This window comes from Streptomyces sp. G45, assembly GCF_049542095.1.
Classification (GTDB): domain Bacteria; phylum Actinomycetota; class Actinomycetes; order Streptomycetales; family Streptomycetaceae; genus Streptomyces.
In genome coordinates this window covers 7,100,900-7,123,320 of the sequence record NZ_JBMUZU010000001.1, presented here as the reverse complement: position 1 = coordinate 7,123,320, position 22,421 = coordinate 7,100,900, and the positions used below count along the sequence as shown (strand labels likewise).

Here is a 22,421-nt window from a genome sequence, read left to right as displayed (position 1 = left end):
TCCGTGTCCATGCGGCGGGGCACGGCCCCGGGGCGGGGGCCGTGCCCCGCGGGTACAGGCGGGGTGGGTGGCGCTACGCACGGGCGGTGCTCTCCGGAGTGAGGCCCGCGAGCAGGTTGAAGGCGCCGGTGAGGACGTTGAGGGCGACGACGCCCACGACGTCGGCGATCGCGCGGTCGCTGAAGCCGTGCTCGCGCACCGCGCTGACCTGCTCGTCCGTGATCGTCGTCGGTTCGCGGTGGACCTGGAGGGCGAGGGCGATGATCGCCGCGGTCGCGGGATCGGCGGAGGTGCCCTTGCGGGCCCGCTCGATCTCCTCCTCGTCCACGCCCAGGGCGCGGGCGGCGCTGACGTGCGCGTCGAGGCACAGCCCGCAGCCCTGGACGGCCTGGACGGCGATCGAGATCCGCTCACTGGTCCGGCGGTCGAGCTTGGCGCGCCCCATGGCGCGGCTGAGCTGGAGGTAGCCGCCGAGGACGGCCGGTGAGTGGGCCATCGTGGAGACCATGGCGCCGATCTGCCCGTGGCGGGAGACCAGGTCGGCGAGGAGGTCCCGCGAGGCGCCGACGGCCGTGTCGGGCGTGAGGCGGGCGAGGCGGGGCATGGCGGCGCTCCTTCCAGTGGGCGCGTTCACGGTCAGTGGTGGGCGTGGTGGCCGTGGTGCTGACCGTGGTGACCGTGGTGGGTGTGCTGGGCGTGGTGGCCCGCGTGCTCGGGGGCGGGCGCGGCCGCCGCGGTGTGCACCGTGAACTCGGCCGTCCGGACGACACCGTCGTGCTGGAAGTCCAGGTACAGGCGGTAGGTCCCGGCCGTGGGCGCGACCGCCATGAAGGCGATCTCGGGGCCCGGGGCGGTGGTGCCGTCGCCCGGCTCTCCCTCCGGGTGGACGTGGAGGTAGCCCAGGTCGCCGACCCGCAGCGCCACCAGGTGCCCGTACGCCGCCAGATAGGGCTGGAGGTCGGTGACGTGGCGGCCGTCCCGGCTGACGGCGAGGGTCAGCTCGCTGGCCTCGCCTGGGACGAGGTCGCCGTCGAGGGCGACGGTGTACTCGCCGACGCGGGCGGTCCGTGCGGCCTCGGGAAGCGGCCTCGGCTCGTACGCCCCGGCGACCGCGGCGTCGATCCCGAGGGTCATGGTCCCGCCGTGGGCGGCCGGGTGGATGTCGGCGAAGAATCTCCAGTCCCCGGGCTCCAGCGCCAGTTCGGTGGTCCAGGTGCCCTTCTCGTCCCGCACCGGGTGCACGTGCTGGAACCCGGCCGTGTCACGTCGTACGGCGATGAAGTGCAGCTCCTTCTCGTGCTCGGGCACGAACTCGGTCACCGGCCGCCCGTCGGGGCCGATCACGCGGAAGCCGATCTCCCGCACGCCCGCGGTCATGGTCGTCGCGTCGAGTTCGAGGGTGTACCCATGCTCCGAGACCGAGAGGCCGCCGGGCTGGGTGCCGTGACCGGCGTGACCGCTGTGAGTGCCGTGAGTGCCGTGGCCGGTGTGGTTGTTCATGACGTCTCCCCTGGGTGATGCGCCTCGCGGCGCCGCCCGTCCTCCCGGGCGTTGATCACAACCATATACCCCCAGGGGGTATTCCGGTAGCCCGATGGGGGAAATCCTGTGCGGGACTCCGGGAGGCGGGTCTAGTCCGCCGTCCGGCCGCCCGTGCCGAAGAGCGTGAAGGCCGTCACGGCGAGCCCGACGTGGCTGAAGGCCTGCGGGAAGTTGCCGAGCTGCCGTCCGTGCACGGGGTCGTACTGCTCGGCGAGCAGCCCCACGTCGTTGCGGAGCGCGAGCAGCCGCTCGAAGAGGTCGCGGGCCTCCCGTGTGCGCCCGGTCAGGTGCAGCGCGTCGGCGAGCCAGAACGAGCAGACGAGGAAGGCGCCCTCGCGGCCGGGCAGGCCGTCCACCACGGTGCCGTCGGTGCTGTAGCGGCGTACGAAGCCCTCGCGGGTGGCCAGGTCCTCGCGGACGGCGTCGACCGTGCCGAGGACGCGCGGGTCGTCCGGCGGCAGGAAGCCCACGCGCGGTATGAGCAGCAAGGCGGCGTCGAGCTCCGCGGAGCCGTACGCCTGCGTGAAGGTGCGGCGCCGGGCGTCGTAGCCGTGGGCGCACACGTCGGCGTGGATCTCGTCGCGCAGCCGCCGCCACCGGTCCGCGTCGCCGCTGAGCCGCGGGTTCTCCTCCAGGGCGCGCACGGTGCGGTCGGCCGCGACCCACGCCATCACCTTGGAGTGCACGAACTGGCGGCGCGGGCCGCGCACCTCCCACAGCCCCTCGTCCGGCTCGCGCCAGGCGCCCCGCAGGAACTCCAGGAGCGCGAGCTGGATGTGCCAGGCGTGCGGGCGCGTGGCCAGGCCCGATCGGCGCGCGAGCGCGAGGGAGTCGACGACCTCGCCGTACACGTCGAGCTGGCGCTGGCTCACGGCCCTGTTGCCGACGCGCACCGGCGCCGAGTCCGCGTAGCCGGGCAGCCAGCCCACCTCGTACTCCGGGATGCGCCGCTCGCCCCCGAGGCCGTACAGGATCTGGAGGTCGGCCGGGTCGCCCGCCACGGCGCGCAGCAGCCAGTCGCGCCAAGCCTCGGCCTCCTCCACGTACCCGGCGCCGAGCAGCGCCCCGAGCGTGAGCGTGGCGTCGCGCAGCCAGCAGTAGCGGTAGTCCCAGTTGCGTACGCCGCCGAGTTCCTCCGGCAGGGACGTGGTGGGCGCGGCGACGATGCCGCCGGTCGGGCCGTAGGTGAGGGCCTTGAGGGTGATCAGGGAGCGGACGACGGCGTCGCGGTGCGGGCCCTCGTAGGGGCAGCGGGCCGCCCAGGCCCGCCAGTCGGCGACGCTCTCGCGCAGGGCCCGGTCCACGTCGATCAGCTCGGGGCGGGGCTCGTGCGACGGGTGCCAGGTGAGCACGAACGCGACGCGCTCGCCCGCGGCGACGGTGAACTCCGCGTGCGTGGCCTGGTCGCGGCCCCACGCCCGCACTTCCGGCTGCACCCGCAGCCACACCGAGTCGGGGCCCGCCACGGCCACCCGGTGCCCGTCCACGCGGCGCACCCACGGCACGACGGAGCCGTAGTCGAAGCGCAGCCGCAGGGTGCTGCGCACCGTCACCTCGCCGCTGAGGCCCTCGACGACGCGTACGACGTCCGGGGCGCGGTCGCGCTGCGGCATGAAGTCGGTGACGCGCACCGAGCCCTCGGGGGTGTCCCACTCGGTGTCCAGGACCAGCGAGTCACGGCGGTAGGCGCGGCGCGCGCACGTGTCGGCGCCCTTCGGGGCGATGCGCCAGTGGCCGTGCTCCTCCCCGCCGAGCAGGGCGGCGAAGCAGGCCGCGGAGTCGAAGCGGGGGAGGCAGAGCCAGTCGATGGAGCCGGTGCGGGTGATGAGGGCGGCGGTCTGGTGGTCGCCGATGAGGGCGTGGTCCTCGATGGGTCGCTGCACGGGTGACGGCTTCCCGGTGCGGGTAGCCGTCGATCTCGGGGGTTCCCCTCGCCCACCCGCCCGCCCGTGACCGCCCGCTGCGGGGTGGACGCCCCCTGCGGGGGTTCGCCGCCGTCGGCGGCCGCGGGTGCGTGGCGGGTTTCGTTTCCCACCCGCCCACCCGTTACCGCCGCTTGCCGGGTGGGCGCCCCTCGCGAGGGTTCGCCGCCGTCGGCGTGTGCGGGGCTGGGCATGCCGCCGGAGGCTGTCGGCGGAAGCGTCTGGGGGGCCGACGGAGGCGGCGGCAAGGGCTAGTTGACGCGTCCGGGGCGGTGCTTGGCGGTGCGGAGCTGGACCGTCGCGGGGAGCCGCGCCAGGCCCGCCGAGTCCCGGGCGCGGGCGAGGGTCTCGGTGGACAGCCGGTGCAGGGCCTCCGCGGGCACCGCCTCGGCCTCTAGGACGAGGCGGACCCGCGCTTCCGGCGCAGTACGGCGGCGGCCGGTGAGCAGCACCCGCGCCCGCCCCACCCCGTCAAGCGCCGCGGCCTCACTCTCCAGGACGTCCTCCAGCGCCCGCCCGCGCAGCAGCGCCCCCTGCCCGTCCCCGGTCTCGACCAGGACCTCCGCGAGGCGGCGGCGCCGCAGCTGGGCGGTCAGCCACCACAGGGACAGCAGCACGAGCACCGCGAGCACCGCGATGACCGTCGGCCACCACCAGCCGTCCTCCCGCCACCGCGTCCGGTCGGCGTCGCTGAGCAGCACGTCATGGCGGCCGTCGTGCACCCACCAGGACGGCGGCCGCGCCCCGAGCCCGATGGCGAGGACCGAACCGCCGAGCACCACGAGCGCCAGGCCGACGAGGCCGAGCAGCACCCGGTTCACCGTGCGCAGCATGCCGCGCTCACCCCTTCCTGCCGGGCCGCGCCACCCGCACCGAGAGCGCGGGCTGCTTGCCGAGGCCGAGCTTGTGGATGCCGTCGGCGAGCGCGGTGTCCAAGTCGCCTCGTACGTCGTCGAGTTCGCGGAAGTGGGACACGGCCCGCACATCGACCTTGGACCGCTTCATCCGCACCCGCACCGACCGCACGCCCGCCACGTCCAGGGCCCGGTCGCGCAGCACCATCGCGGCGGCGCCGCGGTCGAGCCCGGCGCGCACGTCGGCGTGGCCGCGCCGCATCGGCAGCACCGACCGCAGGCCGGGGGTGGCCGCGAGGACGACGAGCCAGAGCCCGAGCACCGCGGCCACGGCGGCGCCGACGAGCACGGCGGTGTCGTCCAGGGGCCGCTCGGACAGCTCGCGCGCCAGCTCGCGGCGCCAGCGCATCGCCGGGTGGTCGGCCCGTACGGCGACGACGTCGTACAGGAGCAGGCCCGAGCCGCCGAGGAGCAGCAGCGCGAGCAGCGCGGCGGGCACGCGGCGCCGTGACCAGAAGCGCCCGGCCCCGTCGCCCTCGTCGTCGGGGGTGAGGGTGGGATGGGGCCGGTAGGCGGCCGCGGACGCCGACTGGTCGAGGTCGGCTCCGGCGCCTTTCTCCTGTTCGACGGCGGGCAACTGCTGGGTCCCACCGGCTTCCTGGGGGTCGCTCATCGGGTCCTCCCCTGTGCGGCGGCCCGCGCCCGCGCCGAGTGCAGCCGCTCCACCTGGACCGCCACCTCGGGCACTTCCATGCCCGCCAACGCCTCTACCCGCTGGGTGACGTGGCGACGCACGGCGGCGCACTGGGCGCCGATGTCGCTGGGGTAGTCCAGCTCCAGGCTGACGCGGACGCGGGCCAGGTCGGTCGGGGTCTCCCCGGTCCTGGCGGAGCCGAGGGCCCGGGGGAGACGCTGACGGTGGCGTGCGGCGGCGCGGCGTCCGGCGGGAGGTCGCCGAGGGCCTCCCGTGCGGCGCGCGCGGCGATCTTCGCGACGACGCGGTCGGCGACGCGGGTCGCACCGCGCTCACCGGGCGCGACCTGCCCCACGACCTCGGTCGCCACCGCTCACCGCCGCCGGTCGCCGCGCGTGCGGAAGAAGTCCCCGGGCTCCAGGTCCCCTTCGAGGAACCGCCCGGCGACGAAGCCGATGGCGCCCAGTGCGGCCACAAGGAGGAAGGCCCCGAACCCGCCGAAGTACCCGGCGAAGCCGAGGGCCATCCCGGCGATCATGCCGATGACGGCCATGCTCATCGTGCGCTCCTTCGCTGTGCGCGTGCTTGCTGTGCGGGTGCTTGCTGCGCGCGTGGTCTCGCTCGCTGCGCGCGTGGTCTCGGTCGTGCGCGTGGTCGCGGTCGTACGTGGTAGCCGTGCCGGTCCGCCGCCGCGCGGCTAGGTGCGGCCGGTGGGCTACTGGAGCCGCGGCTGCTCCTCGTCCTCGTCGTCGGGCAGCTTCACGTCGCTCACCGCGATGTTCACCTCGACGACCTCAAGGCCCGTCATGCGCTCGACCGCCGTGACGACGTTCTCCCGCACCGCCTTGGCGACATCGGCGATCGACACTCCGTAGTCGACGACGATCTCCAGGTCGAGGGCCGTCTGCACCTCACCGACCTCGGCCTTCACGCCGCGCGTGACGGACTTCGAGCTGCCGGGCACGCGGTCGCGCACGGCGCCGAAGGTGCGGGCGAGCCCGCCGCCCATCGCGTGTACGCCGACCACGTCGCGGGCGGCGAGACCGGCGATCTTCTCGACGACGCCGTCCGCGATGGTGGTGCGCCCGCGCGTCGCCGGGTCACCGCCCCCGCGCCGGGGCCCGCCGGTCCTCCCCGGCCTCGTCGGACGACTCCTTCTCAAGCTTCTGCGGCGTCACGCTCTGTCCGGTTCCGGTCATCGCCGTCAGTCCTTTGCGACAGGGGATGTTCCTCCGTCCACACTAAGCGCGGCTCCGCCGTCGCGCCCCGGGATGGGGCAGGCTGGAGCCATGACGGGTGACGGATGGAGCGCGGCGGTGCGGCGCCAGCTCGGCCTTGGACGGGTGCTGCCCCTGGGCGGTCCGGGGGACGGGGCGTGGCTGACGGAGTCGGCCGCCGCGACAGTGCTGCGGGAAGCGGCCGAGCGGGTGACGGGCGTGCGCCTGACGGCGGTGCGCCTGGACCTCGCCGACCCGGCGGCCACCGCGCGGGAGCTGTCCGCGAACGGGTACGGATCCGGGGACACGGCAGCGGTCCCGGCGCCGCCGAGCGCGCTGCCGCCTGGGCCGCTCGGCATCAGCGGGGACGTGGCGGCGGCCGCGGGCGAGCCGCTGCCGGTGGCGGCGGCCCGGCTGCGTACGGCACTGGCGGCGGCCGCGGCGGACCGGCTCGGCCTGGTGGTGGCGCGGGTGGACCTGCGGGTGACGGCACTGCTGGAGGAGCCGGGCGCGGCCGGTGCCGCCCCGGGGCCGGATGCCGTTCCCGACGCCGCGGAGGCCGAACCGAAGCACACGGACGCCGGACCGGAGGACGCGGAGGCCGAGCCGAAGCACGCGGACGCCGGACCGGAGGCGGCGGGGCGGTCCGGGGGCGACCTCGTGGACGGCGAGAAGCCGATGGACGGTGAGGAGCCGGTGGCCGCCGACGCGGACCGCGTGGCGCGGACCGCGCGTGCCGTGCCGGGCGTGACCCGGCTGACCGGCGCGCTCGGTGGCCTGGGGCGCGCCGTCCACATCGAGGAGCGCCCGGCGGTGAACGCCCTGCCACGCCGCCACATCCGCCTGGAGCTGGCGGTGGCCGCCGACCGCCGGGCCCTGGACGTGGCCCGCGCGGTCCGCGCGGCCGTCGGCGACGCGCTGCCGGACCACCCGTCGGTGGCGGTCCTGGTCACGGCGGTGGAGTAGCCGCCGGGCGGCGGGGGCGTCAGTCCCCGAGGCCCGCGAGGTCGCGCAACCGGCGGGCCTGCGCCGCGCGCTCGGCGGTGCGCTGCTCGTCGTACGTACGGCCGGTGGCGCCCTGGAGCAGGGCCTTGGTCTCGATGACCGCGTCGCGGGGCGCGGCGAGGAGGGCTGCGGCCAGGTCCCGCGCGGTGGCGTCGAGCTGGTCGCCGGGCACGACGAGGTTGGCGAGGCCGACGCGGTCGGCCTCGTCGGCGCCCACGAAGCGGCCGGTGGCGCAGATCTCCAGGGCGCGCGCGTAGCCGACGAGGGAGACGAGGGGGTGGGTGCCGGTGAGGTCGGGCACCAGGCCGAGGCTGGTCTCGCGCATGGCGAACTGCGCGTCGTCGGCCGCGATCCGCAGGTCGCAGGCGAGCGCGAGCTGGAAACCGGCGCCGATGGCGTGCCCCTGGACGGCGGCGATGGACACGAGGTCGCTGCGCCGCCACCAGGTGAACGCCTCCTGGTACTCGGCGATGGTCGCGTCGAGGACGTCGTCGTCGCCGCGCGCGAGGTCGATGAACGACGGCTCGCCGTCGAAGCCCTCGGGCGTGAACGCCTGGCGGTCCAGGCCCGCGGAGAACGACTTGCCCTCGCCGCGGAGCACGACGACGCGGACGCTGCCCGGCAGGGCGCGGCCCGCCTCGGCCAACGCCCGCCACAGCGCGGGGGACTGCGCGTTGCGCTTGGCGGGGTTGGTGAGCGTCACCGTGGCGACGGCGTCGTCGACGATGAGGCGCACGCCGTCCTTGTCGAGTACCGGTGCCGGTCCGCCGGGTCCGCTGTCGGGCGAAGCCATGGGTGCCTCCGATGGGTGCAGTCGTGGGTCCGGGCGCGGGAGGGCGCCCGTAAGTGACTGCACAGTAACCACCCGGTCGAGCAGGGCGTCGACCGGGTGGCCACCATCGGGCCACGCGGGTCAGGGCCGACGAGCGGTCGCCGCGGAGCGGTGCCGGACGACGTCAGACGGACGACGACGTCAGACGGACGACGACGTCAGAGGGACGACGACGTCAGAGGGACGACGACGCCAGACGGAAGGCAGCCTCAGACGGAAGCGGCCTTCTTGCCCCGCGTCGCTCCGCCACGGCCGCGCAGCACGACACCCGACTCGGTGAGCATGCGGTGCACGAATCCGTAGCTGCGACCGGTTTCCTCCGCCAGTGCCCGGATGCTCGCACCGCCGTCGTACTTCTTCTTCAGGTCTGCCGCGAGCTTCTCGCGCGCGGCGCCGGTCACCCGGCTGCCCTTCTTCAGAGTCTCGGCCACCCGTGCCTCCTCATGGGAAGTGCGCTCTGGACTTCCCATGATCACCCCTCCTGAGCCTCCTGGCCACCCATTCGACAAGGTCGGTACCGTCCGATTGGCCGCCCAGGACGGGGCCCTCACGAGCGGAATTAACGATTCCGCACGGCTCGCGCGGCGCGCGATCCACTCCGCCGAACGGGTTTGGCGGGGAAGCGGCAGGTCAGCGACGCGCCGGAGGAACGGGGCCGTCCGGGGCCCGTCGGGCGCCGATATGCGTGTATCGCACACCTCGGTACGAGGGCGGCTCACACAGATGAAGGATCACGGATGGGCCGAATGATCCATACGGAGTGGATCATTGCATCGATCAAGCAACCCCGGCGGCCCCGCGCGCGTGCGGCCCGGCGGCACACGGCCCGCGCGGGCCCGGCGGCGCGCCGGGCGAGGGGCCCGGGGCGTGCGTCAGGCGAGCGCCACCAGATCCGCGTAGTCCTGGCCCCACAGGTCCTCGACGCCGTCCGGGAGCAGGATGATCCGCTCCGGCTGGAGCGCCTCGACGGCGCCCTCGTCGTGCGTGACCAGGACGACCGCGCCCTTGTAGGTGCGCAGCGCGCCGAGGATCTCCTCGCGGCTGGCCGGGTCCAGGTTGTTGGTCGGCTCGTCCAGGAGCAGGACGTTCGCCGACGACACGACCAGGGTGGCGAGCGCGAGCCGGGTCTTCTCGCCGCCGGACAGGACGCCCGCGGGCTTGTCGACGTCGTCACCGGAGAACAGGAACGAGCCGAGCACCTTGCGCACCTCGACCAGGTCGAGGTCGGGGGCGGCGGAGCGCATGTTCTCCAGGACCGTGCGGTCCGGGTCGAGGGTCTCGTGCTCCTGGGCGTAGTACCCGAGCTTGAGGCCGTGGCCCTCGATGACCTCTCCGGTGTCCGGCTTCTCCACGCCGCCGAGGAGGCGGAGCAGGGTGGTCTTGCCCGCGCCGTTGAGCCCGAGGATGACGACCCGGGAGCCCTTGTCGATGGCGAGGCCCACGTCCGTGAAGATTTCGAGCGAGCCGTACGACTTCGACAGGCCCTCGGCGGTGAGCGGGGTCTTGCCGCAGGGCGCGGGCTCGGGGAAGCGCAGCTTGGCGACCTTGTCGCTCTGGCGCACCTCTTCGAGGCCGGAGAGCAGCTTCTCGGCGCGGCGGGCCATGTTCTGCGCGGCGACGGTCTTGGTGGCCTTGGCGCGCATCTTGTCGGCCTGGGCGTTCAGGGCGGCGGCCTTCTTCTCGGCGTTCTGCCGCTCGCGCCTGCGGCGCTTCTCGTCGGACTCGCGCTGCTGCTGGTAGAGCTTCCAGCCCATGTTGTAGACGTCGATCGTGGAGCGGTTGGCGTCCAGGTAGAAGACCTTGTTGACGACCGTCTCGACGAGGTCGACGTCGTGGGAGATGACGATGAAGCCGCCCCGGTACGTCTTCAGGTAGTCGCGCAGCCAGACGATCGAGTCGGCGTCCAGGTGGTTCGTCGGCTCGTCCAGGAGGAGTGTGTCCGCGTCGGAGAACAGGATGCGGGCCAGCTCGATGCGGCGCCGCTGGCCTCCGGAGAGCGTGTGCAGGGGCTGGCCGAGGACGCGGTCGGGGAGGTTGAGCGCGGCGGCGATGGTGGCGGCCTCGGCCTCGGCGGCGTACCCGCCCTTGGTGAGGAACTCCGTCTCCTGGCGCTCGTACTGCTTCATCGCCTTCTCGCGGGTGGCGCCCTTGCCGTTGGCGATGCGCTCCTCGTTCTCCCGCATCTTGCGGATCAGTACGTCGAGGCCGCGGGCGGAGAGGATGCGGTCGCGGGCGAGCACGTCGAGGTCGCCGGTGCGGGGGTCCTGCGGGAGGTAGCCCACCTCTCCGGAGCGCGTGATGGTGCCGGACGCCGGGATGCCCTCACCGGCGAGGCACTTGGTGAGCGTGGTCTTGCCCGCGCCGTTGCGGCCGACGAGGCCCACGCGGTCGCCCTTGGCGATACGGAACGAGGCGTTCTCGATGAGGATGCGGGCACCGGCACGCAGTTCGATACCGGAGGCGGTGATCACGGGCAGACTCCTGGACGGGATTCAAGGACGGCGGAAGCGGAGGGAAGGCAGGGCGAAACCGCGCGAGGCGCGCCGCGCAGCCGTCTAATGCAGCAGGAGAATGGCCATGCGGCCATTCTAACGGGGGTGCGCAACCGAATTTCCGGCGCGTGTTCGCCGGACGGCCGCGCGGCCGGTGCCCCTCGTCCGCCCCGCCCTCAGGGCCGGTGCTCGCCCGGCAGGTCGTTGCCCAGGGGGGTGCGGTGGGGGGCGATGCGGCCCAGGTCGTCCACCGCGACGACCTGGGCGGTCCAGGGGGCGGCGCGGTCGCGGCAGGGCTGGGCCAGCAGGAGGGCGCCGTCGCGGTGCAGGGCCCGGGCGGGGGCGAAGGCGCAGCCCGCGCGTGCGGGGAGGATCCAGCGCAGGTCGCCGTCGGCGGTGCGGTAAGCGGCGACGCGGTGCGGGGTGACCACGGCGAGCATGCGGAACGCCGGGTCCAGGGGGCGCAGCGCTCCCCTGCCGCCGTGCGCGCCGGGGGTGCGGAGCCAGGCGGCGGTCTCGGGGACCGCCCGGTGCCAGCGCACTCCCCGGTGTCCGGTGTCGGTGACCAGTCCGTCGTCCCAGAGCGTGAGGGCGTGCCCCGGGGCGGCCCGCGTCAGGAACGGGCGGCGCCCCTGACGCGCGTACGTCCAGCGGATCCGGCCGTCGACGGCCCCGTACGCCGCGACGGCGTCCCCCGTCACCCGTGGCTCGCTCGCTCCCCGCGCCCGCGCGTGGGCGTGGAACTGGTCTCCGTAGGGGGCGGGCCGCGCGTGGTGGGCGGCGGTGACCAGGGGCACGGCGAGCAGGGCCAGCACTACGGAGAGGAGGAGCCGGGACCTGTGGGGCACGGCGGCACCCCCCTCTCGCTGCCTCTGGCCATGGATCTCGCTACCCCTGGCCATGGATCAGGCGCAGAGCGTAGCGGAGGGGTGGGGGCGACACGGCGGGCGGCGGCGGGCGCGTCCCCCGTTCGGACCCCGTCCGGGGCCGGTCGGGGGCGGGCGTACCAGGATGAAGTGGCCGGGCCCCCGGCGCAGGGCGGCGGGACGTCGTCCGGACGAGGCAGAGGGTGGTGCGCCCATGCAGTTCGACGACGACGCGAACCTGGACACCTCCGAGGTGCAGGACGTGCGCGGCAGCCGGATCCCCGGCGGCCGGGCGACCGTCGGCGGCGGCATCGCCGGTCTCGTCGCGCTGCTGCTCGGCCTGTTCTTCGGAGTGGGCCCCGACCAGCTGGGCCTCACGGACGGCGACGGCGAACCCGCCGCGTCGTCCTCGTCCGCGGCCGAGGTGCAGCAGAGCTGCCGCACCGGCAAGGACGCCAACACCCGCCAGGACTGCCGCACGGTGGCGGTGGTCAACAGCGTCCAGGACTACTGGCGGCAGGAGTTCACCCGCCGCCAGGGCCAGTACGCGCCCGCGCGGACCGTGCTGTTCACCGGCCGCGTGGGCACGGCGTGCGGCGCCGCGTCCTCCGCGGTGGGCCCGTTCTACTGCCCCGGCGACCGGAAGGTCTATCTGGACCTGGGCTTCTTCGACGAGCTGCGCACCAAGTTCGGCTCCAGCGGCGGCCCCTTCGCACAGGCGTACGTCGTGGCGCACGAGTACGGGCACCACGTGCAGAACCTGATGGGCACGCTCCGCCGCGCCCAGGACGGGCGGACCGGCGAGGGCAGCAACGCGGTGCGCGTGGAGCTGCAGGCCGACTGCTACGCCGGGGTGTGGGCGCACAACGCGACGCGCACGCCCGACGAGTCGACGGGACGGCCGCTGATCACGCGGCTCACGGACGCCGACATCCGCGACGGCCTGGACGCGGCGGCCGCGGTCGGCGACGACCGGATCCAGGAGCGCTACCAGGGCCGGGTGACCCCGGAGTCGTGGACGCACGGCTCGGCCCGGCAGCGCCAGGTCTGGTTCCAGGAGGGCTTCAGCACCGGCGACATGGCGCGGTGCAACACCTTCCGCTGAGCCGCGCGAGGCGGCCGCGGGCCGTTGTCGGACCCCGGTGCCATGCTGGGAGACACGGCATCTCTCCAGGGCCCGGCGAGGGGCCCGGCGGAAGGAGTGAGCGCGATGACGGGCGCTGCCAGGGGACGGCCCAGCATCTGCCCCACACTGCTGTACGCGGACGCGAAGGCCGCGATCACCCAGCTCACGGAGGCCTTCGGCTTCACCGAGACGAGTGTGTACGAGAGCGAGGACGGCACGGTCCTGCACGCCGAGCTGAGCCACGGCAACGGCGTGGTGATGCTCGGCTCCAAGGGGCGCGAGGGCGTCTTCGCCGAGAAGATGAAGGACGCGGGCCCGAGCGGGATCTACGTGGTGGTGGACGACGTCGACGCCCACCACCAGCGCGCCGCGGAGCACGGCGTGGAGATCCTCACGCCCCCGACGGACCAGGACTACGGCTCGCGGGACTATCTGGCCCGGGACCGCGAGGGCAACGTCTGGAGCTTCGGGACGTACGCCCCGGAGGCCGCCGTCTGACGCCCGCTCCCCCGGCCGGTCACACTCCCCCGGTGTGCACCTGGAACGCGGCTCGGCGCACGGCCTTGGCCAGCGCCGGGTCCGGGTGGGCCGCGGCGAGCGCCACCAGGACCTGCACGGTGCGCGGATGGCCGACGGCCCGCACCTCGTCGAGCAGCGCGGGCACGGTGGGCTGCGGTGCCGAGTCCAGATGGCGGACCAGCAGTTCGGCCTCGCCGTGGTCGGCGACGGCGGCCGCGGTGTCCACCCACAGCCAGGTCGACTCCTCGCGGGTGAGGACGAGGTGCACGTCCTCGGGGTCGGTGCCCTCGTGCTCGGCGAGCCACAGCAGGGCGTACGGCCGCAGCGAGGGCTCGGCGACCACGGCGCGGACGTCCGGCTCGGCGGGGGCGCCGACGACCCGCAGGGCCTCGAAGGCCAGGCCGCGCAGCAGGGCGTCGTCGCCGCGGGCGGCGTCGAGGAGTTCGGTGACGGCGCTGCCGACGTCGCGGGCGGCGAGCCACGCGCGGTACTCGGCGCGGGCCGCGTTCGGCCGCAGCCGGGCGCACCCGCGCAGCATGTCCTCGGCGGCCTGCTCGATGTGGCCCGCGGGGCTCTGCGCGGCGACGCAGATCTGCTCCAGCTTGACCCACACCGCCCAGCTGCCGAGCGGGGTGAGCGTGGCCTGCGCGTCGGCGTAGGTCAGCGCGCCGACGGCGGCGAGGGCGCGCAGGGCCCAGTCGAGCAGCTCGGGCAGCGGGGGCGCCGGGTCCTGCGGCTCCTCCTGGGGGCCGAGGGGGATCTCGCAGCGCTCCGTACGCAGCTCCCGCACGCGCTGGTCGAGCAGGTCGAGCAGTTGCGGCACGGGCACGGGGCCCGCCGACAGCTGGAGGAAGGACAGGAGTTGGGGGACGGCCTCGACGGTCTCCGCGACCGCGGCGGGCGGCAGCTCGGCGGGCGCGGGGTGCACCAGCGACCAGGCGTCGAAGAGGGCGACCCAGCCGCGGAGCACGGCGGCGTCGTCCCGGTCCCAGGCGCGCAGCCGCCAGCCCGCGCGGACGCTGTCGCCGTGGACCTCGACCAGTCCGGCCAGGCGGGCGGCGTCCCAGTCGGCGCGGAGCTGGTGCACCGTCACCTCCAGCTCGGCCGCGGCCTGTTCGGCGGCGGCGTCGGACAGCGCGCCGGTGGCCTGGGGCGGGCTCGTGACGGTGGCCGGGGCGGGCGTTCCGACGCCGGGGCGCAGAGCGCTCTCGGCCCAGCGGGCGGCGCGGACGGCGCCCGCGAGCCCGCCGCGCGCCATGCGGGCCAGCTCGGCGGGGGCCGGGGTGCCCTCCGGTGGCGGGGGCGCGGGGCGGCGCGCACGGGCCTTGCCGATCGCGCCGGGAGCGCGCAGGGGGCCGCGCGTGCGGCCGCGCTCCGCCTCCGTTCGCCGTTCGGCCCGCGGGGACGGGGTGCGGACGAGGTGCAGCCGGGAGTCGCGCGGGTTACGGGACGTCACGAGAGCAGTCTTCCTGTTGACGGTCCGAAATCCCAAACGGAATCCCGCGCGGGGGTCCGGGACACCGCCGCCGCGAGGGCCCGGCGGCCCGGCGCCAGGCGGGCTCCCGGCCCGTCGGCGGGCCCGCGGAGACGCCCGTCAGGGAGTGTGGACGCGGTCTCACATCAAGGGGGTGAGGAAGCGGCGCAGCGCCTCCTCGTAGCGCGCGGGCGCGGCGTTCCACATGGCCCCGTGGGGCGCATCCGGAACGGGGTGGAGGGTCACGAGCCCGGGGTTCTTCTCGGCCATCTGGCGCGACAGCGCCCAGGGGGCGACGGCGTCGTCGGGGCCGTGCAGCACCAGCGTCGGTACGCGGGGCGCGTCGGGCCCGCCCGGGGCGGCGCCGTCCCAGGGGTGGCCGCCGCTCAGGCCGGTGCGGCCCTGGGCGGCGCGCACGGCCAGCGGCAGGAGCGGGCTCGGGGTGCCGCGGGCCGCGGCGAGGGCGCGCAGCGTCGCCTGCCAGTCGAGCACCGGCGAGTCCAGGACGAGGCCCGAGACACGGGCGCGCAGCGGGGAGCGCGCGGCGGCGCGCAGCGCCATCGTGGCGCCGGTCGACCAGCCGTGCAGGACGACGGCGCGGGCCCCGTGGCGCACGGCGTGGCGGATGGCCGCGTCCAGGTCGCGCCACTCGGACTCGCCGAGGTGGCCGAGGCCGTCCGGGGAGGGCGGCGCGCCGGGGTCGCCCCGGTAGCCGAGGGCGAGCACCGGCAGGTGCAGGCGGCGCAGGAAGTCCAGGACGACCATGGGGTGCTCGCGGGTGGTGCCGAGGCCGTGCACGGCGATGACCCAGGTGTCGCGGGCGCCGGGCACGAACCAGGCGGGCAGCGCGCCGAGTTCGCCGGGGATCTCCACGTCGGTGTGGTCGATGCCGAGCGCGCCGCGCGGGTCGCCGACGTGGACCTGCGGGGTGAGCCACACCTTGGCGCCGGGCTCCAGGGCGCCGCGCGTGACGCGCTCCAGACGGCGTACGACCGTGTCCGCGGACGTCTCGGCCGCCTCCAGAACCGGGCCGACCACGGCGTGTCCGCCGTCACCGGCGAGGCCGTAGACGCCGGGGCGCTGGGAGGCCAGGGAGCGGGTGAGGGTGATGCGGCCCGCGGCCGTCGCGTGCACGGTGAGGCGGGGCTCGGTGGGCAGGGGCTGGTGGGCCGACGCCTTCAGGGCGGCGTCGCTCGCGTAGCGGCCCGCGGCGATGGCCAGGGCTGAGCCGATGCCTAGGGCGGCGGCGGTTGCTGCGGTGACGGCGGTGGCCGTTCCTTTGGCTGGGCGCACGCGTTCCAGTGTCTGCGGTGGGGGCGGGCGCGGCCAGTGGGCGGGGGCCTCGCGGGGCGCCCCCCGGTCCGCCCCTTTCCCGGAACCAGGGGGCCGCGCCCCCTGGCGTTTGCCGGAACCAGGGGGCCGCGCCTCCTGGCACCCCCCTTCATCGCGCCGCGCGCTCGTCCTCGCTCGCCGGACGGGCCGCGTCCGTCTGGCCGTACCCCTTCAGCTTGCCGCCCGCCTCGGCCAGCTGCTGCGGCGTCAGCAAGGAGGGCGCTCCGCCCGGTACCGACGTCGCCGTCAGCCACAGGCGGCACATCCATTCGAGTTGGGCGGTGCGGTCGTAGGCCTGGGCGAGGGTGTCTCCGTAGGCGACGGTGCCATGGTTCTGGAGGAGGCAGGCCGTGCGGTCGCGGAGGGCGGTGAGCATGTTCGCGGCCAGTTCGTCCGTGCCGTACAGGGCGTAGGGGGCGACGCGGACCGGGCCGCCCAGGGCGGCGGTCATGTAGTGGACGGGCGGGAGTTCCGTGACCAGGGTCGAGACGGCGGTGGCGTGCACCGCGTGGGTGTGGACGACGGCCCGGGCGCCGGTGGTGCGGTAGATCTCCAGGTGCATGGGCAGTTCGCTGGTCGGGGTGAGCGCGCCGAAGAGCCGGGTGCCGTCGAGGGCGACGCCGACCGCGTCCGCGGGGCGGAGCCGGTCGTAGGGGACGCCGCTCGGCGTGACGAGCACGGTGTCGCCGACGCGCGCCGACACGTTGCCCGAGGTGCCGACGACGAGGCCGTCGGTCACCGTCCGGCGGGCGGTCTCCACCAGTGCGTCCCAGGCTCGCGCGAGGGCTCCATGGGCCGTGTCCCGGCCCGGCGTGTGCTGCCGCTGCTCAGTCATGCGGCGATCCTGCCAAAGGGCGGTCGGCGGGGCACCGGTGCGTCCGCGGGCGGAGGGGCTTCCGGCCGATTGGCTGAACGTTGTACCGGTCGGCGCGGGACGGCGCCCCGGGGCCGGGAGGGTTCAGTACTCTCGCGGAGGTCCGCCGCACCGCTCTCGCGGCGATCTGCCGCACCCGCCGCCATCGCATCGGCGCGCGGGGCGCCAGCGGGGGAGAACAGGGCTCGCCACCGGGGGAGAACATGGCTCGTGATCGCGTACCGGCGCGTCGCCGCGTCCGGGTCCTCGCCGCGTCCGCGGTGGCGCTCGCGCTCGGCGCGACCGCCTTCGCCGAGGCTCCGGGGACGGCCGCGGGCCGCCCCCGCGGCCACGACGTGTCCTCGCACCAGCGGAACGTCGACTGGCAGCGCGCGAAGGACCGGGGCGCGATGTTCACCTATGTGAAGGCCACCGAGTCCCACACCTACCGCAATCCCTACTTCCGGCAGCAGTACGACGGCTCCCGCGCCGTCGGCCTGATCCGGGGCGCGTACCACTTCGCGCTGCCGAACCGGTCCTCCGGCGCCCGGCAGGCCGCGCACTTCACGGCCAACGGCGGCGCCTGGGCGGCGGACGGCTGGACGCTGCCGCCCGCGCTCGACATCGAGCACAACCCGTACGGGAACCGGAAGTGCTACGGCCTGAGCCGGGCCGCCATGGTCCACTGGATCCGGGAGTTCAGCGACGGGGTCAGGCGCCGCACGGGCCGCAGGCCGGTGATCTACACGACCGCGCGCTGGTGGAACGACTGCACCGGCGCCAGCCGCGCCTTCGGCGACCACCCGCTGTGGCTGGCGCGCTGGTCGTCGGCGCCCGGGCCGCTGCCGAGCGGCTGGTCGTCCTGGACGTTCTGGCAGCACGCCGAGCGCGGACCGCTGCCGGGTGACCAGGATCTCTTCCACGGCACGACGACCCAGCTCAGGCGGTTCGCGCGGGGCTGAGCCAGGGGGCGGGACGTCCCTCGATCGGCCTAATTCCGGGCCTGTGCCGGGTCCCCGCCGCCGCGCCGAGGCGCACGCGGGTGTAAGCCGGAAAGGTGTGGAGCCACGGCATCCCCCGATGGGCCACCCCAAGGCCCTGTCCAGTTCACTTTCCGTTCACTCAGGTTGCCTACGGTCCACGAGCCACTGACGTCCAACAGAAGCCTGGGTAAATGGAAAACATCACGCTTCTCCTCGGGATCGTGATCGTCACCGCTCTCGTGTTCGACTTCACGAACGGTTTCCACGACACAGCCAACGCGATGGCCACGACCATCTCGACCGGCGCCCTCAAGCCCAAGACGGCGGTGGCCATGTCCGCCGTGCTGAACCTCGTCGGAGCCTTCCTCTCCGTCGAAGTCGCCAAGACCATCTCCGGCGGGATCATCAACGAGGACGGCCTGAAGACAGAGGTGATATTCGCCGCGTTGGTGGGCGCGATCCTCTGGAACCTGCTGACCTGGCTGCTCGGCCTGCCCTCCAGCTCCTCCCACGCCCTGTTCGGCGGCCTCATCGGCGCCGCCGTGATGTCCATGGGCTGGTCGTCGGTGAACGGCGGCACCGTCGTCACCAAGGTGCTGCTCCCCGCGATCGCCGCCCCGCTCGTCGCGGGCATCGCGGCGTCCCTCGCCACCCGGCTCACCTACCGGATCAGCAGCCGCACGGACGAGAAGGCCACCAGCAAGGGCTACCGCGCCGGGCAGATCGCCTCGGCGGGCCTGGTCTCCCTGGCCCACGGCACGAACGACGCGCAGAAGACCATGGGCATCATCACGCTCGCCCTGATCACCGGCGGCGTGCTCAACCCGGGCGCCAACCCCCGATGTGGGTCATCGTCTCGGCCGGTCTCGCCATCGCCCTCGGCACCTACCTGGGCGGCTGGCGCATCATCCGCACCATGGGCAAGGGCCTCACCGAGCTGGCCCCGCCGCAGGGCTTCGCGGCGCAGACGTCGGCGGCCACCGCCATCCTCGCCTCCTCGCACATCGGCTTCTCCCTCTCCACCACCCAGGTCTGCTCCGGCGCCGTCATGGGCGCGGGCCTCGGCCGCAAGGGCGGCGTGGTCCGCTGGTCCACGGCCAGCCGCATGTTCATGGCGTGGGGCCTCACGCTGCCCGCCGCCGGTCTGGTCGGCGCGGGCGCCGAGCTGCTCACCAAGCAGGGCGACTGGGGCGTCGCGGTCACGGCCGGGCTGCTCGTCGGCGGCTCCGCCGTCATCTGGCAGCTGTCCCGCCGCCAGCCGGTGGACCACACCAACGTCACGGCCGACGAGATCGGCGCGCCCGGCGCCCCGGCGCGGGACGCCGAGCCCGCGGGCGTCGTGACCACGGCGATCGCCGCCGTCACCCCGCCCCCGGCGGGCCCGCTGGCCGCCCCGGCCGACGCCGCCGAGACCACCGCCCCCTCCCCGCGCCCGTGGCGGACCCCGCCCGGCCCGCCACGGTCTAAGGAAGCAGCACCATGAAGATCGACTGGGCAGCCCTCGGCTCCGTCTTCGGCGTCAGCCTCGTCGTGACCGTCGCCCTCGTGGGCGTGTTCACGCTCGGCATCGTCGGCCTCTCCAAGCAGGAGCAGGCCCGCACCGCGGGCGGCGGCACCGCCGCGCTCCCGGCCCGCGTGGGCGCGTACGCGTGCTTCGCGCTGTGCGCGGCCGCGGTGGCGTACGGGATCTACCTGATCGTCGTCTGACGGCGGTCCGCGTACGACGGCGAGGGGCGGCGCCCGGTGACCTCACCGGGCGCCGCCCCTCCCTTTTCCGCCCGGCGTGCGCCGCCCCGTCGCAGGTCAACCGCGAGTTGACGGGCGCTGACGGGCATGGTGGACTGCCGAGGCCATCACGGCGGCAGCAGAGGAAGTCCGGTGCGAATCCGGCGCGGTCCCGCCACTGTCACCGGCGGAACGCCCCCGCGTTCCCCGGGAGCCAGGAACTCTCGCCGCCTGTCACGTCGAACCAGGGCGCGGACACCCTGAGTGAGGACACAGCACATGCGCGGCCGACCGCCGTTTCCCGCCGGGGCTCCCCACGGGTCGAGCCTTCCCTGCAGCCTGCCACGAGCGGCGGCGGGCTGACTCCATGCGTGCCGATCGCGACTTCGCGTACGGTGCCGCCGCCGGACTCCTCGGTGACCTGCTGCTCGGCGATCCCCGCCGGGGGCATCCGGTCGCCGCGTTCGGGCGTGCGGCCGCCGCCGTCGAGCGGGTGCTGTGGCGCGACCACCGCGGCTGGGGGGCGCTGCACACCGCGGTGTGCGCCGGGGGCGCCGCCGCCGTGGGCGCGCTCGCCGCGCGCGGTGCCCGCCGCTCCGCCGCCGCGTCCGTCGGACTGACCGCGGCGGCCACCTGGGCCGTCGTCGGCGGGACCTCGCTCGCCCGGGAGGCGCGGGCCATCGGCGGCGCCTTGGAGGCCGGGGACCTGGCGGTCGCCCGGGAGCGGCTGCCGCACCTGTGCGGGCGCGACCCGCAGGCCCTGGACGCCGCCGGGATCGCCCGCGCGGTGGTGGAGTCCGTCGCCGAGAACACCTCCGACGCCGTCGTGGGCGCCCTCGTGTGGGGCGCGGCGGCCGGGGTGCCCGGACTCGTCGGGTTCCGGGCCGTCAACACGCTGGACGCCATGGTGGGCCACAAGTCCGCCCGCTACCGGCGCTACGGCTGGGCGTCCGCCCGGCTCGACGACGTCGCGGGTTGGCCCGGGGCCCGGCTCACCGCCGTGCTCGCCGCCGCGGCGGGCGGCGACCCGCGCGGCGCGGTGCGCGCGTGGCGCGCGGACGCGCGGCGGCACCCCAGCCCCAACGCCGGGGTGGTCGAGGCCTCGTTCGCGGGCGCGTTGGGGGTGCGGCTCGGGGGGACGCTGTCGTACGGGGGGCGGGTCGAGCACCGGCCCGTCCTGAACGCCGGGGGGCGGGACGTGGTCGTCGCGGACATCGAGCGGGCCGTACGGCTGTCGCAGCGGGTGAGCTGGCTGGCGCTGGGGGCCGCCGTGGCCGCCCGGGGCGGCCTCGCCGGGCGCCTGGCCAAGGGCCGCCCGGCACCGGGAGCGGTGCCCCGGCCGGGACGCGGGGAGGACCGCCCGCGGGCGGGGTCGCGCAGCAACGGGAGCCGCCTGCCCAGGCGGGCACACGGAGAGGGAGCCGCATGAGCGGGGGGCTGCTGGTCGCCGGGACGACCTCCGATGCCGGGAAGAGCGTCGTCACCGCCGGGATCTGCCGGTGGCTCTCCCGCAAGGGAGTGTCCGTCGCGCCGTTCAAGGCGCAGAACATGTCGCTGAACTCCTTCGTCACGCGGGAGGGCGCCGAGATCGGGCGGGCGCAGGCCATGCAGGCGCAGGCCGCCCGCGTCGAGCCGTCGGCGCTGATGAACCCCGTCCTGCTGAAGCCGGGCAGCGACCGCTCCAGCCAGGTCGTGCTCATGGGCAAGCCGGTGGGCGAGATGAGCGCGCGCGGCTACCACGGCGGCAGGCAGCAGGCGCTGCTCGACACCGTCGTCGGGTGCCTCGAGGAACTGCGGGGCGCGTACGACGCCGTGATCTGCGAGGGGGCCGGGAGCCCCGCCGAGATCAACCTGCGGCGCACCGACATCGTGAACATGGGGATCGCGCGGGCCGCCCGCTTCCCGGTGGTCGTGGTCGGCGACATCGACCGCGGCGGCGTCTTCGCCTCGTTCTTCGGGACCGTCGCGCTGCTCGGCGAGGCCGATCAGGAGCTGGTCGCCGGGTTCCTGGTGAACAAGTTCCGCGGGGATGTGTCGCTGCTCGAACCCGGGCTCGACATGCTGCGCGGGCTCACCGGGCGGCGCACCTTCGGCGTCCTTCCGTACCGGCACGGGCTCGGCATCGACGAGGAGGACGGGCTGCGGGTGTCCCTGCGGGGCGCGGTCCGGGAGTCCGTCGTGGCGCCGCCGGTGGGCGAGGACGTGCTGCGCGTCGCCGTGTGCGCGGTGCCGCTCATGTCGAACTTCACCGACGTGGACGCCCTCGCCGCCGAGCCGGGCGTGGTCGTCCGGTTCGTGGACCGCCCCGAGGAGCTGGTCGACGCCGACCTCGCCGTCGTACCGGGCACGCGCGGCACCGTGCGGGCCCTGGCCTGGCTGCGTGAGCGCGGGCTCGCGGACGCGCTGGCGCGGCGGGCCGCCGAGGGGCGGCCGGTCCTCGGGATCTGCGGCGGCTTCCAGGCGCTCGGCGAGCACATCGAGGACGACGTGGAGTCCCGCGCCGGGGCCGTGGACGGGCTGGGGCTGCTGCCGGTGCGGGTGCGGTTCGCCCGCGAGAAGACCCTCGCCCGGCCCGTGGGCAGCGCGCTCGGGGAGCCCGTCGAGGGGTACGAGATCCACCACGGCGTCGCCGAGGTGCTCGGCGGCGAGCCCTTCCTCGACGGGTGCCGCGTCGGGGAGGTGTGGGGCACGCACTGGCACGGGTCGCTGGAGAGCGACGCGTTCCGGCGGCGGTTCCTGGCCGAGGTGGCGCGGGCGGCGGGGCGGCGGTTCGTCGCCGCGCCCGACACCAGCTTCGGGGCACTGCGGGAGGAGCAGCTGGATCTGCTCGGCGACCTGGTCGAGGAGCACGCGGATACCGATGCGCTGCTGCGGCTCATCGAGGGTGGGGCGCCCGCGGGGCTGCCCTTTGTGCCGCCGGGTGCACCGTCGTGACCCTGCCGGGGGCTCCCCGGTCCCGCCCCTTCCCGAAACCAGGGGGCTCCG

At 75.2% G+C, this 22,421-nt stretch carries 21 protein-coding genes, 2 pseudogenes and 1 riboswitch; of the genes and pseudogenes, 8 read left to right on the top strand and 15 right to left on the bottom strand.

Annotated features, from left to right (window positions below; translation table 11 throughout):
• Positions 1 to 73 precede the first annotated feature (73 nt).
• The 8 genes and pseudogenes from ACOBQU_RS30210 to ACOBQU_RS30175 all read right to left on the bottom strand — a co-directional run bounded on the left by ACOBQU_RS30210 (position 74) and on the right by ACOBQU_RS30175 (position 6,174).
• The gene (locus ACOBQU_RS30210) at positions 74 to 604 is read right to left on the bottom strand and encodes a carboxymuconolactone decarboxylase family protein (protein ID WP_423631374.1); all 531 of its coding nucleotides are present in this window, start codon (positions 602 to 604) and stop codon (positions 74 to 76) included.
• A 32-nt stretch (positions 605 to 636) separates the two neighbouring features.
• Positions 637 to 1,500, bottom strand: a complete 864-nt coding sequence (locus tag ACOBQU_RS30205; RefSeq protein ID WP_423631372.1) for a hypothetical protein — start codon at positions 1,498 to 1,500, stop codon at positions 637 to 639.
• Between the two features lie 131 nt (positions 1,501 to 1,631).
• Complete coding sequence (locus ACOBQU_RS30200; protein WP_423631370.1) at positions 1,632 to 3,425, bottom strand: glycoside hydrolase family 15 protein; 1,794 nt, start codon at positions 3,423 to 3,425, stop codon at positions 1,632 to 1,634.
• Between the two features lie 290 nt (positions 3,426 to 3,715).
• Complete coding sequence (gene amaP, locus ACOBQU_RS30195) at positions 3,716 to 4,297, bottom strand: alkaline shock response membrane anchor protein AmaP (RefSeq protein ID WP_423631368.1); 582 nt, start codon at positions 4,295 to 4,297, stop codon at positions 3,716 to 3,718.
• A 7-nt stretch (positions 4,298 to 4,304) separates the two neighbouring features.
• Positions 4,305 to 4,991, bottom strand: a complete 687-nt coding sequence (locus tag ACOBQU_RS30190) for a DUF6286 domain-containing protein (protein WP_423631366.1) — start codon at positions 4,989 to 4,991, stop codon at positions 4,305 to 4,307.
• A pseudogene (locus ACOBQU_RS30185) lies at positions 4,988 to 5,382 on the bottom strand (Asp23/Gls24 family envelope stress response protein). The gene ACOBQU_RS30190 and the pseudogene ACOBQU_RS30185 overlap by 4 nt, the downstream one beginning before the upstream one ends.
• Before the next feature lie 3 nt (positions 5,383 to 5,385).
• Complete coding sequence (locus ACOBQU_RS30180) at positions 5,386 to 5,571, bottom strand: hypothetical protein (protein WP_138959002.1); 186 nt, start codon at positions 5,569 to 5,571, stop codon at positions 5,386 to 5,388.
• Between the two features lie 156 nt (positions 5,572 to 5,727).
• Positions 5,728 to 6,174, bottom strand: coding sequence for an Asp23/Gls24 family envelope stress response protein (locus ACOBQU_RS30175; protein WP_423631364.1), 447 nt, complete (start codon positions 6,172 to 6,174; stop codon positions 5,728 to 5,730).
• 127 nt (positions 6,175 to 6,301) lie between these two features.
• On the opposite strand from ACOBQU_RS30175, the gene ACOBQU_RS30170 reads away from it, so the two are divergent.
• Positions 6,302 to 7,195 carry a nucleopolyhedrovirus P10 family protein gene (locus ACOBQU_RS30170; RefSeq protein ID WP_423631362.1) on the top strand — a complete coding sequence of 298 codons (894 nt, stop codon included), beginning with the start codon at positions 6,302 to 6,304 and terminating at the stop codon, positions 7,193 to 7,195.
• Positions 7,196 to 7,214: 19 nt separating this feature from the next.
• Here the strand turns inward: ACOBQU_RS30170 and ACOBQU_RS30165 are convergent, their stop codons facing one another.
• From ACOBQU_RS30165 to ACOBQU_RS30150, 4 genes are all read right to left on the bottom strand, one after another.
• Positions 7,215 to 8,027, bottom strand: coding sequence for an enoyl-CoA hydratase/isomerase family protein (locus tag ACOBQU_RS30165; protein ID WP_423631360.1), 813 nt, complete (start codon positions 8,025 to 8,027; stop codon positions 7,215 to 7,217).
• A gap of 248 nt (positions 8,028 to 8,275) precedes the next feature.
• On the bottom strand, positions 8,276 to 8,497 hold the full coding sequence (locus ACOBQU_RS30160; RefSeq protein ID WP_384797773.1) for a helix-turn-helix domain-containing protein: 222 nt from the start codon (positions 8,495 to 8,497) through the stop codon (positions 8,276 to 8,278).
• A 441-nt stretch (positions 8,498 to 8,938) separates the two neighbouring features.
• Positions 8,939 to 10,537: an ABC-F family ATP-binding cassette domain-containing protein gene (locus tag ACOBQU_RS30155; RefSeq protein ID WP_423631358.1), complete on the bottom strand. Its 1,599-nt coding sequence runs from the start codon at positions 10,535 to 10,537 to the stop codon at positions 8,939 to 8,941.
• Between the two features lie 197 nt (positions 10,538 to 10,734).
• Positions 10,735 to 11,406 (bottom strand): hypothetical protein, encoded by a 672-nt coding sequence (locus tag ACOBQU_RS30150; protein WP_423631356.1) that lies wholly within the window; start codon positions 11,404 to 11,406, stop codon positions 10,735 to 10,737.
• A 232-nt stretch (positions 11,407 to 11,638) separates the two neighbouring features.
• On the opposite strand from ACOBQU_RS30150, the gene ypfJ reads away from it, so the two are divergent.
• Together ypfJ and ACOBQU_RS30140 are read left to right on the top strand one after the other, a co-directional pair.
• Complete coding sequence (gene ypfJ / locus ACOBQU_RS30145) at positions 11,639 to 12,529, top strand: KPN_02809 family neutral zinc metallopeptidase (RefSeq protein ID WP_423631354.1); 891 nt, start codon at positions 11,639 to 11,641, stop codon at positions 12,527 to 12,529.
• Between the two features lie 105 nt (positions 12,530 to 12,634).
• The gene (locus tag ACOBQU_RS30140) at positions 12,635 to 13,048 is read left to right on the top strand and encodes a VOC family protein (protein ID WP_423631352.1); all 414 of its coding nucleotides are present in this window, start codon (positions 12,635 to 12,637) and stop codon (positions 13,046 to 13,048) included.
• Positions 13,049 to 13,067: 19 nt separating this feature from the next.
• On the opposite strand, the gene ACOBQU_RS30135 is transcribed toward ACOBQU_RS30140, so the two are convergent.
• The 3 genes from ACOBQU_RS30135 to ACOBQU_RS30125 form a co-directional block, all read right to left on the bottom strand.
• Positions 13,068 to 14,525: a hypothetical protein gene (locus tag ACOBQU_RS30135; protein WP_423631350.1), complete on the bottom strand. Its 1,458-nt coding sequence runs from the start codon at positions 14,523 to 14,525 to the stop codon at positions 13,068 to 13,070.
• Between the two features lie 159 nt (positions 14,526 to 14,684).
• The gene (locus tag ACOBQU_RS30130; protein WP_423631348.1) at positions 14,685 to 15,836 is read right to left on the bottom strand and encodes an alpha/beta hydrolase; all 1,152 of its coding nucleotides are present in this window, start codon (positions 15,834 to 15,836) and stop codon (positions 14,685 to 14,687) included.
• A gap of 148 nt (positions 15,837 to 15,984) precedes the next feature.
• Entirely contained in the window at positions 15,985 to 16,710 is a 726-nt protein-coding gene (locus ACOBQU_RS30125; protein WP_423631346.1) for a class II aldolase/adducin family protein, read from the bottom strand.
• A 242-nt stretch (positions 16,711 to 16,952) separates the two neighbouring features.
• Here ACOBQU_RS30125 and ACOBQU_RS30120 point away from each other — a divergent pair, with 242 nt between their 5' ends.
• From ACOBQU_RS30120 to ACOBQU_RS30100, 5 genes and pseudogenes are all read left to right on the top strand, one after another.
• On the top strand, positions 16,953 to 17,690 hold the full coding sequence (locus ACOBQU_RS30120; protein WP_423631344.1) for a lysozyme: 738 nt from the start codon (positions 16,953 to 16,955) through the stop codon (positions 17,688 to 17,690).
• Positions 17,691 to 17,902: 212 nt separating this feature from the next.
• Positions 17,903 to 19,194, top strand: a pseudogene (locus ACOBQU_RS30115) (inorganic phosphate transporter).
• Positions 19,191 to 19,418, top strand: a complete 228-nt coding sequence (locus tag ACOBQU_RS30110) for a hypothetical protein (RefSeq protein WP_423631342.1) — start codon at positions 19,191 to 19,193, stop codon at positions 19,416 to 19,418. The pseudogene ACOBQU_RS30115 and the gene ACOBQU_RS30110 overlap by 4 nt, the downstream one beginning before the upstream one ends.
• A gap of 160 nt (positions 19,419 to 19,578) precedes the next feature.
• Positions 19,579 to 19,660: riboswitch (cobalamin riboswitch) on the top strand.
• A 143-nt stretch (positions 19,661 to 19,803) separates the two neighbouring features.
• Positions 19,804 to 20,865, top strand: a complete 1,062-nt coding sequence (locus ACOBQU_RS30105; RefSeq protein ID WP_423631340.1) for a cobalamin biosynthesis protein — start codon at positions 19,804 to 19,806, stop codon at positions 20,863 to 20,865.
• Complete coding sequence (locus tag ACOBQU_RS30100) at positions 20,862 to 22,370, top strand: cobyric acid synthase (RefSeq protein ID WP_423631338.1); 1,509 nt, start codon at positions 20,862 to 20,864, stop codon at positions 22,368 to 22,370. The genes ACOBQU_RS30105 and ACOBQU_RS30100 overlap by 4 nt, the downstream gene beginning before the upstream one ends.
• The last annotated feature ends 51 nt before the right edge of the window (positions 22,371 to 22,421 follow it).